Raw genomic sequence first — 9,423 nt, 5'->3', positions numbered from 1 at the left:
CTCCAGAAGCGGCTACGAAGAACTGGAAGCCAATCTTGTCAAACTCATTCAACACGAATTGCGCAACGAGCAACGATCACAGCTTGCGCCAACGTTGAATCCCAACATCGCGAACAACACAGACCTTGATGCAAATGAGATCGCGGTCTTGTCCTTGGCGTTTGCATTCTGGCCCACCGAAATCGGAAGCATCAGCCACTGGGAACTGGATAGAAAGCTCTCAAGCGCCGGCTTAACTGAGGTGGGCATCGCCCTCGGCGTCGCGACACTGACCGAAAAGAGTTTCCTAATTTCCCGGAGCCTTGTTGAGGAGGATTCAAACGGGCAAACATACCCCGTCAAGCACTACCAAATAACTCCTGAAGGCATCCAATGGATGAAGCTTCACAAGGATCTTCTTGTTACCCGCAGAGAACCCATTCGTCCCAGCACCCGCTTCATTGAAGACGATGATATTCCGTTTTGACTAGCTTCTTCGGTCTTGAAACTCCAAGTCTTAGAAAGGCCGGCTTGCGCCGGCCCTTCGTTCTTACTTGGCCTTGCCCTGGTTGGCCACGGCTTCGGCGGCCTTGCGTGCCGCTTCCGGGTCACCCAGGTAACGGAACGACTTCACGGTGAGGTCGTCGTTCAACTCGAACAGCAGCGGAATGCCGGTCGGGATGTTCAGCTCGAGGATTTCCTCGCGCGAGACGTTGTTGAGGTACTTGTACAGCGCGCGCAGCGAGTTGCCGTGGGCGGTGACCAGCACGGTCCTGCCATCCTTCAACTGCGGCGCGATGGCGTCGTGCCAGTACGGCAGCACGCGGTCGAGCGTCGTGGCCAGCGATTCGGTGCCCGGCAGCGCGTTGCGATCCAGCCCGGCATAGCGGCGGTCGTGGATCGGGTGGCCCGGATCTTCCAGGTCCATCGCCGGCGGCGGGATGTCGTACGAACGGCGCCACACCTTGACCTGGTCCTCGCCATGCTTGGCGGCGGTCTCGGCCTTGTCCAGGCCCTGCAGGCCACCGTAGTGGCGCTCGTTGAGGCGCCAGGACTTGTTCACCGGCAGCCAGTCCTGCTCCAGCTCGGCCAACGCACCCTGCAGGGTGTGGATGGCGCGCTTGAGCACGGAGGTGTGGGCGACGTCGAACTGCAGGCCTTCCTCGCGCATCAGGCGGCCGGCGGCAGCCGCTTCCCGGCGCCCCTGCTCGGTCAGATCGACATCGACCCAGCCGGTGAAGCGGTTGTCCAGGTTCCACTGGCTCTGGCCATGGCGCAACAGTACGAGTTTACGGGTCACTGCAGGGTCTCCAACGCGAGGAAAGGCAGGCGGCCATTGTAGCCCCGGCGCCCGCTCACCGCGCCGTGGCGGTGTGGATGTCATCCTGTGGCCGATGAATACACTGATCGACCCCGGGCGCTGGGAAGGCAGCGTCAGCGCCGCCCGCGAACAGCAGAAGCAGCTGGCGACCCGCGTGCAGCGGCAGGACCGGCTGCCCGCTACCGTGCGCTGGCTGGCCGGGCTGGATGTCGGCTTCGAGGAAGACGGCGCGATCACCCGCGCTGCGGCCGTGTTGCTCGACGCGGACACCCTGCAGCCGGTGGCGCAGGAAATCGCCCGCATCCCCACCGTGATGCCCTATATCCCGGGCCTGCTCAGCTTCCGCGAACTGCCGGCGCTGCTGGCTGCGTTGGCGTTGCTGCCGCGCGCACCGGACCTGGTGTTCGTCGATGGCCATGGCATCAGCCATCCGCGCCGGCTGGGCATTGCCGCACACCTGGGCGTGGTGACCGACCTGCCGAGCATCGGCGTGGCCAAATCGAAGCTGGTGGGCCGCTTCATCGAGCCCGACCCTGAGGCCGGCGCGCACACGCCGTTGCTGGACGGCGGCGAGCAGCTCGGCTGGGTGTTGCGCAGCAAGCTTCGCTGCAAGCCGCTGTTCGTCGCCGGCGGGCATCGGGTCAGTGCCGATACCGCGCTGGCCTGGGTACAGCGCACGCTGCGCGGCTATCGCCTGCCCGAGCCGACCCGGCTGGCGGATCGGCTGGCCTCGCGGCGCGACGAACAGAGGTAGCGCCGGGCACCGGCCGCCACACCCGCTTCAGCGATGCACGTGACCGCGATGGCCCTGCGCATCGGCAGCTGCATGATCGTGCCCGGCGTGATCGTCGTCCCTCGTCGCCGACGGCTGGCCACAGGCTTCGCCGCAGTGGTCGGCTTCGATCTGCAAGGTCACGTGTTCGATACCGAAATCATCGTGCAGGCGATCACCGAGTTCGCGCCGCAGGCGGTCGGCGTCGTCGCCTTCGCGCATCACGATGTGCGCGGTCAGTGCCGGCGTGCTGGACGCCAGCGCCCACACGTGCAGGTCATGCACGTCCAGCACTGCGTCGTGGTCGGACAGGCGGTCGCGGACCCTGGCCACGTCCATGCCCTTGGGCACGCCTTCCAGCAGCACGTTGATGGCCTCGCGCATCAGCACATACGTGCGCGGCAGCACCCACAAACCGATCAGAACGGCCAGGATCGGGTCGATCGGCTTCCATCCGGTCCATTGGATCAACAGCGCGCCGGCGATCACCGCCACCGAGCCGAGCATGTCGGCCCACACTTCCAGGTAGGCGCCCTTCACGTTGAGGCTCTCGCCGCTGCCGGCCTGCAGCAGGCGCATGGAGATCATGTTGATCACCAGGCCGACCGCTGCAATCACCAGCATGCCGGTGGAGGCGATCTCCTGCGGTTGGCGGAAGCGACCGATGGCTTCCCACAGGATGTAGCCGGCAACCACGAACAGCATTGCGCCGTTGATCATCGCGCCCAGTGCTTCAAGACGTGCATAACCGTAGGTGCGGCGCGCATCCGGCGGGCGCCGGCTCAGCCGCACGGCCACCAGCGCGATCATCAGCGCCAGGGTGTCGGTAGCCATGTGCGCGGCATCGGACAGCAGTGCCAGACTGTTGGTCCAGAACGCACCGACCACCTCCACGACAAGGAAGGTGGAGGTCAGGCCGAGCGCCCACCACAAGGGTTTCTCGTGGCGGATCTCGGATGGCAGGTGATCGTGGTCGTGACCCATGGCAACAGCTCCTTGGCGATGGGAGTCAGGCTACGCCGGCGGGTGTCGGGAAACTATCACGGTGTTTATAACATTGCAGAATCCGCGACGCGGGTCGCTGCGGCTTGCGCCCGTGCCGGGCCACACTATGATGGCCGCATCCCCTCTGGACGGGGACGGGCAGCCGTATCGCCTCGGCGTGGCTGCCCGCAATGGACACACAAGCACAAGGAATTCGGAACATGTGGACTACCAAGACTCCCTGGGTCGCCGTCGCCGTGGCCTGTACGCTGGGCATGGCCGCAAGCGCCTCGGCCAAGACCTGCCAGCAGAATTTCCGCTCGGTAGGTGACCCCCGCAATGGCCAGTTCTTTACCTCCGAGGTCACTCTTCCCGGCCTGAAGCCGCGCAGTGCGCTGGGCCAGCTGCGCAAGGCGGCACTTGATGAGGGCAACAATTTCGTCAGCGGTGACGTCATCACCGAGACGGAAGGCCAGATGTACGTGCTGCAGACCGACACGAAGGTGCCGCTGGTCAGCGTCATCACCGCCTCCAATGGCGGCAACGTGGCGGTCGGCACCAAACTGTCACGGGGGCAGACCGCCAAGGAAGAGGACGCACGCAGCGCGCTGTGTGGCTGGCTGGACAAGCTCAAGACCGGCCCCGAGGGCGAGGCGATCGCCGAAGCCGTGCGTGTCTCCAGTGGCTTCGACAAGCCGATCCAGGCCACCGCGGTCGGCATGTCCACCGAAATGGGCAAGGACTCCAAGCGGCTGCAGCGGGAAATCAATACCGCACCGCTCAAGGCGCTGTTCTCCGGCTCCAGCACCCCRCCCGACACGGAAGCAATGTACCAGCCGTTGCTGGTCAAGTATTTCGGCCGTCGTTTCATCATCGATGGCCAGGTCTACACCGCCCAGCCCAACCGCTTTACAAACACCATCGAGGTGGGCTATCTGGTCACCAAGATGAAGGGCATCGGTGGCATCGGCGGGCGCCAGTCGAACGACAACAACAATGCCAATTTCACCGTTCACTGTGCGTTGGCCCCGGATCAGATGGCGCTGGGCGCCACCCTGCGCGAGAACGACTGGGTGAAGCTGGACGGCGTGGTCGACAAGATGGACACCGGTGGTGTCCACCTTCGCGATTGCCGCCAGGTAAAGTAAGCCATCAGGCTGCGCCGGAACCCTCCCGGCGCAGCGCTCATCGGATCAGAAGCCGAAACGCAGACTGGCCCAGTACGCGCGGCCGGGTTCGTTGTAGGTCGCCGCACCGGCGTCACTGCTGTTGGCCTCGCGGAACAGGCGCTTGTCGGCCAGGTTGTTGACGCCGAAGCCCACGCTGACCGTGTCGGTCACCTTGTAGCGCGCGCTCACGCCCCAGACGTTGTACGCGCCGCGGGTCTGCAGCACGGTGGACGCATCGCAGTTGGCGGTGCAGCGCGGATCGTTGTTGATGTTGGCCGTGGCCGGTTCCTGCTTGCCGTAGAAGGTGCCGGTCAGCAGCAGCGACAGCTGCTCGGTGGCCTGCCAGTCCAGCATGGTGTTGACGGTGTACTTGGGAATCACCGACAGCGGCTGGCCGGTGCTCTTGTTTTCGTTCTCCACCATGTAGGTGAAGTTGTTGCTCCACTTCAGGCGGTCACCCTGCTCGCCCAGCAGCGGGATCACCAGGTTGCCCTCGAGCCCCTGCACGATGGCCTTGGGTGCGTTCTCCCAGCGGAAGATGCGGCCCTTGCGGTCGGCCGTCAGGCCGATCTGGGTGTAACCGGCCTGGATCTTGTCCTTGTAGTCATTGTGGAAATAGGTCAACGAGGCCTGCCAGCCGCTCTGCGGTGCCCACTCCACGCCCAGTTCCTTGTTCAGGCTGGTCTCTGCCCTGAGATCCGCATTGCCCTGCATGTAGCAGCCGGCGCCCAGGCTCGGCAACGCGTTCGGGCAGCCGTTGCCACGGGTGTAATACAGATAGTCCGGGTTGGACTGGTACAGGTTCGGCGCCTTGAACGCGCGTGCGATGCCGCCCTTGACCACCCAGTCACTGTTGAGCCGGAACTGCGCGTTGAGGCTCGGACTGGTGTTGTTGCCGAACTGGCTGTGATGGTCGAAACGCAGGCCCGGGGTCACGATCCAGCGTTCACCGAGATAGATGTTGTCTTCCACGTAGACGGCGGTGGTCTGTGCCTCGGACTTGCCGCGTGCACGATCGGCCGAAAGGCCCGGAATGCCGCCACCGCTGCTGCTGGACTGGCTCATCGAATAGGGATCGGTCAGTCGGCTGTCGAGGTACTCGAAGCCCAGCGTCCACACGTTCTCCGCGCCGCCGAGGGTGGTCGGGAAGCTGACCTCGCCGTCCAGCTGGTAGTTGCGCAGGCGCGAGGTCGACCAGTCGGCGCCATTGAAGCTGCCTTCCGGACCGCCGGCCAGGCCTTCGTTGATGCGCGAATTGTTCACCCCTTCCACCGCTGCCGTCAGCCGCGAGCTGACATCGCCCCAGCGTCCGCGATGGGTGATCGCGCCGGTGGTGCGATACATGCGGTTGGTCTCGGCCTGCTGCTCGGCCAGCGCGGCCAGGTCGACACCGGTGGAGGTACCAGTGGTACTGACCGCACGATCGCCGGCATAGATGTTGCCCTGGCGGCTGGTACCGGCCTCGAACTCGACCACCTGGTTGGCGGTCACGTCCCAACGCAGCAGCGCGTTGACGTCGCGGTTCTTGACGCCTTCGCGGCCCGCTGGCGGTACCGCATTGGCACCGGTGGCGAAGTCGCGGTTGAGATCCAGCGAATCGGCATCGGTCTTGTTGAGGTTGCCGTACAACCGGAACGACAGCGTGTCGGTCATCGGCCCGCTCAGCTGCAGGCCGAGGCGTTCGCTGCCGCCCTCGGCACTGTGTTCGGGTACCAGGCCGTACAGGTCAACCGCACCGGTCAGGTCGCCGGTCGGGCGCTTGGTGATGATGTTGACCACGCCACCGGAGGCACCCGAGCCATAGCGTGCCGCTGCCGGGCCGCGCAGCACTTCGATGCGTTCGATCATTTCCGCCGGCACCCAGTTGGTATCGCCGCGCGTGTTGCGCTCGCCACTGCGGCCCATGCGCACCGCGTCGCGTGCACCCACGCGCTTGCCGTCGATCAGGATCAGGGTGTTTTCCGGCCCCATGCCGCGCAGATCGATCTGCCGGTTGTTGCCGTACTGGCCCGATGCACTGTTGCCGGTCAGATTGACACCGGGCATCGTCCGCAGCAGTTCGGCGATGTCGTTGACCGGCGGCCGCTTGGCGATGTCCTCGGCGGTAATGGTGGAAGTGCCCAGCGCCTGCCGCGCGATCTGCGAGGCAGTGACATGCACGGTGTCGATATCGGTGGCATCGGTTTCCGCATGGGCGGTGACGGCAGCGGTGGCCAGCAGCGCAGCGATGGCAAGCGCCAGCGGGCGCGGTGAAAGAGTGTTTGCAGGCATGTTCTGAACCTTCTGGCAGGGCAACGGAAGCCTCTGGCATAGGGCACGAGGCGGCGACGGGGGAGGCGGAACGATCACTGCGGGATGCCCGCATGCCGGTTCCTGCCATCATTTTTTCATAAATGCGAGTGATTCTCAAATGCGTCAACGCATTGCGGCATCGGCCGGCATGTGCTTCATCCGCGTTTTTCGGCCTGCATGGCGCTTAAACTGGCCGGCTTCCCTGCCATCAACCGTCGACAGCTGCGGCCGATACCGTGGTCTGTTGTGCGCCGTTAGAGATCGACGTGGATACACCCCAACTGGACGAAGCCAGCCAACCGCTGGCTCAGGCCTGGCAGCAGTGTCTGCTGCTGGCCGGCCCCGCCGCCGCCGCGCTGCTGCATGCCGTGGCCGCCGATGCACCGCCGACGCTGGCGCAGCGCTTCTACGAAGTGCTGCTGCAGGACACGCGTGCGCGCCGCTTCCTGTCCCACGAACAGGTCAAGCAGCGCCTGCAACCGGCGATGCAGCGTTGGCTGGCCCAGCTGCTGACCACCGATGCGGATGGCATTGCCGCTACCGTCGCCGCACAACGGGTGATCGGCGATGTGCACGCACGGGTCGGTATTCCGGTGGACCTGGTGGCCCGCGGTGCGCGCGTACTCAAGCACGAGCTGTTCATCCGCCTGCGCGCCGATGCCGCTGACAACGACACCGCCTTCGCCGCCATCGATTGCCTCAGCGCGATCATGGACATCGCCATGGAAGGCATGACGCTGGCCTATACGCACGCCCGTGAGCGCTCTTCGCGCACCGATGCGGCGTACCGGCTGTTCTCGCTGGTGCAGAACGTCAGCACCGAGCGCGAGCGCCAGCGCGCCCTGCTGCTGGATTGGGAAAACAGCCTGCTGTACACCCTCGCCGGCCATGCGACCGGTGCCGACAACGCCAGTCTGGCGAGCTCGGAATTCGGCCTGTGGTTCACCCACAAGGGCATTCCCAGCTTCGGCGAAAGCAGCGAGACGCAGCAGGTGGGCCAGCTGATGGCCCGCATCGACAACCGCCTGCAGCGCGCCACCGATGAAGATCCGGCACGGCGGCTGACCGCCCTGCCGATGATCCGCGAAGACCTGGCCACCATCCGCAACCTGATGACCTTGCTGTTCGAACGCATCGGTGAACTGGATGCGGGCAGCGATGCGTTGACCAACCTGCTCAACCGGCGCTTCCTGCCGACCGTGCTACGTCGTGAGATCGAGTTGTCCACGCGCAACCACACGCCGTTCTCGTTGTTGCTGCTGGACCTGGACCATTTCAAGGCGATCAACGATGGCCACGGTCATGACGCCGGCGACCGCGCGCTGCAGCACGTCGCAGCCCTGCTCGGCCAGCAGACCCGAGGCAGCGACTACCTGTTCCGCTACGGCGGCGAGGAGTTCGTGGTGGTGCTGGTGGCGGCAAGCGAGTCACAGGCGGAGGTGATCGCCGAAAGCCTGCGCCGGCAGATCGCACAGTCGCCGATCACCCTGCCCAACGGACAGACGCTGGCGCTGACCGCGAGCATCGGCGTGGCCGGACACGATGGGCATCCCGATTACGAGCGGCTGATGGCGCGCGCCGACGCGGCGATGTATGCCGCCAAGCGACAGGGCCGCAACCGGGTGGTGGTGGCCGACGACGCACTGCCGGAAGCTCCGGGACGACGCGCGCTGCAACGTTGAGCCTGCAGCGCGCGTGACGTGGCGCCGGACGGTCTCGACGCTACGCAGCGTCCTTGCGCGGTATGCGCCACGTCGCCCACCACGTCAGTGCCAGCAGCGCGATGCCCGCGCCCAGCGCGCACACCGCCGGCCACCCATGGCGCGCCTGCGTCCAGGTGCCTGCCGCAGCCCCCACACCGCTGCCCACGGCATAGAACATCATGTACAGCGCCACCAGGCGTCCATGCTGTTCGGCCGGTGCACGCAGCAGCAGGGCCTGGTTGGACACATGCAACGCCTGCCCGCCCAGATCCAGCACCACTACGCCCAGCAGCAACAGGGCCAGCGAGTACGGCAGGCCCAGCAACGGCAGCCAGGCGACCAGCATCAGCAGCAGCGCCCCCAGGCTCACCCGGTGGGCAAGGCCACGATCCATCCAGTGCCCGACCCGCGCTGCCAGTAGTGCGCCGATGATGCCGGCCAGGCCCAGCGCGCCGATGGCGGCGGTCGACCAGTTCAACGGCGGCGCCGACAACGGCAGTGGCACCGCGGCCCAGAACACGTTGAGACCGGCAAACAGGAACAATGCCAGCGGCCCGCGTTCGCGCAGCGCGCGATCCTGCCGCAGCATATCGGCCATCGAACGCAGCAGGTTGCGCCACGACRGCGGCATTGCGGGCACCGGCACGTGCGGCAGGCGCCGCCACAGCAGCAGTGCCAGCGCCGCCATCAGCAATGCCGACAGCAGGTACACCGCGCGCCATCCCGCTACGGCGGCTACCGCACCTGAGACCACGCGTGCCGACAGCAGGCCGATGAACACGCCGCCCTGGACCATGCCGACCACCCGCCCGCGTTGCTCCGGTGCAGCGAGGTTGGCGGCGTAGGCGATCAGTCCCTGGGTGAGCGCGGTACCCAGCAGACCCGCCAGCAGCATGCCCGACAGCAACCACGCGGTACTGCGGGCGGCGGCCAGCCATAGCAGCGCCACCACCAGCGCCAGCAGTTGCACCCGCAGCAGTCGACGGCGGTCGCCACGGTCGGCCAACGGCAGCAGCCCGAGCAGGGCCAGCACGCTGCCGGCCTGGGTGGCAGCCAGCACTGCACCGGCCACGGCGGCATCCAGGGCGAAATCGCGGGCCAGGCGCTCCAGCAACGGCTGCGCGAAATAGACATTGGCCACGCTGGCACCGGCAGCAATGGCGAGCAGGCCCAACACGGGGCGGGACAGCGAAGGCATCATCA

At 65.9% G+C, this 9,423-nt stretch carries 8 protein-coding genes; 4 read left to right on the top strand and 4 right to left on the bottom strand.

Annotated elements, in window-relative coordinates:
- Window positions 1–466, top strand: a 466-nt coding sequence (locus AC1DJN_RS11730; protein ID WP_478039233.1) for a hypothetical protein, incomplete at its 5' end; no start/stop codon positions are given.
- A 63-nt stretch (window positions 467–529) separates the two neighbouring features.
- Here the strand turns inward: AC1DJN_RS11730 and gpmA are convergent.
- On the bottom strand, window positions 530–1,279 hold the full coding sequence (gpmA, locus tag AC1DJN_RS11725) for a 2,3-diphosphoglycerate-dependent phosphoglycerate mutase (RefSeq protein WP_032976037.1): 750 nt from the start codon (window positions 1,277–1,279) through the stop codon (window positions 530–532).
- Window positions 1,280–1,373: 94 nt separating this feature from the next.
- Here gpmA and nfi point away from each other — a divergent pair, with 94 nt between their 5' ends.
- A complete protein-coding gene (gene nfi / locus AC1DJN_RS11720; RefSeq protein ID WP_025873770.1) occupies window positions 1,374–2,054 on the top strand; it encodes a deoxyribonuclease V in 681 nt (226 codons plus the stop codon).
- Between the two features lie 27 nt (window positions 2,055–2,081).
- Here the strand turns inward: nfi and AC1DJN_RS11715 are convergent, their stop codons facing one another.
- On the bottom strand, window positions 2,082–3,056 hold the full coding sequence (locus tag AC1DJN_RS11715) for a cation diffusion facilitator family transporter (protein WP_032976035.1): 975 nt from the start codon (window positions 3,054–3,056) through the stop codon (window positions 2,082–2,084).
- A gap of 221 nt (window positions 3,057–3,277) precedes the next feature.
- Between AC1DJN_RS11715 and AC1DJN_RS11710 the strand changes: the two genes are divergently transcribed.
- Window positions 3,278–4,204, top strand: a complete 927-nt coding sequence (locus AC1DJN_RS11710; protein ID WP_032976034.1) for a hypothetical protein — start codon at window positions 3,278–3,280, stop codon at window positions 4,202–4,204.
- Window positions 4,205–4,249: 45 nt separating this feature from the next.
- Here the strand turns inward: AC1DJN_RS11710 and AC1DJN_RS11705 are convergent, their stop codons facing one another.
- A complete protein-coding gene (locus AC1DJN_RS11705; protein WP_442251705.1) occupies window positions 4,250–6,496 on the bottom strand; it encodes a TonB-dependent siderophore receptor in 2,247 nt (748 codons plus the stop codon).
- A gap of 287 nt (window positions 6,497–6,783) precedes the next feature.
- Here AC1DJN_RS11705 and AC1DJN_RS11700 point away from each other — a divergent pair, with 287 nt between their 5' ends.
- Window positions 6,784–8,199 (top strand): GGDEF domain-containing protein, encoded by a 1,416-nt coding sequence (locus AC1DJN_RS11700; protein WP_032976031.1) that lies wholly within the window; start codon window positions 6,784–6,786, stop codon window positions 8,197–8,199.
- Window positions 8,200–8,239: 40 nt separating this feature from the next.
- Here AC1DJN_RS11700 and AC1DJN_RS11695 read toward each other — a convergent pair whose 3' ends face one another.
- On the bottom strand, window positions 8,240–9,421 hold the full coding sequence (locus tag AC1DJN_RS11695) for an MFS transporter (RefSeq protein ID WP_478039232.1): 1,182 nt from the start codon (window positions 9,419–9,421) through the stop codon (window positions 8,240–8,242).
- Between the last annotated feature and the right edge of the window lie 2 nt (window positions 9,422–9,423).

It is taken from the genome of Stenotrophomonas sp. 05L414_2 (genome assembly GCF_056397905.1).
This window is presented reverse-complemented; position numbering and strand designations above follow the sequence as displayed.

What these genes read in the sequence shown, in the direction of transcription:
- AC1DJN_RS11715 (WP_032976035.1), bottom strand. Translation starts at nt 3,056, where the DNA reads ATGGGTCACGACCACGATCACCTGCCATCCGAGATCCGCCACGAGAAA.
- AC1DJN_RS11705 (WP_442251705.1), bottom strand. Translation starts at nt 6,496, where the DNA reads ATGCCTGCAAACACTCTTTCACCGCGCCCGCTGGCGCTTGCCATCGCT.
- nfi (WP_025873770.1), top strand. Translation starts at nt 1,374, where the DNA reads ATGAATACACTGATCGACCCCGGGCGCTGGGAAGGCAGCGTCAGCGCC.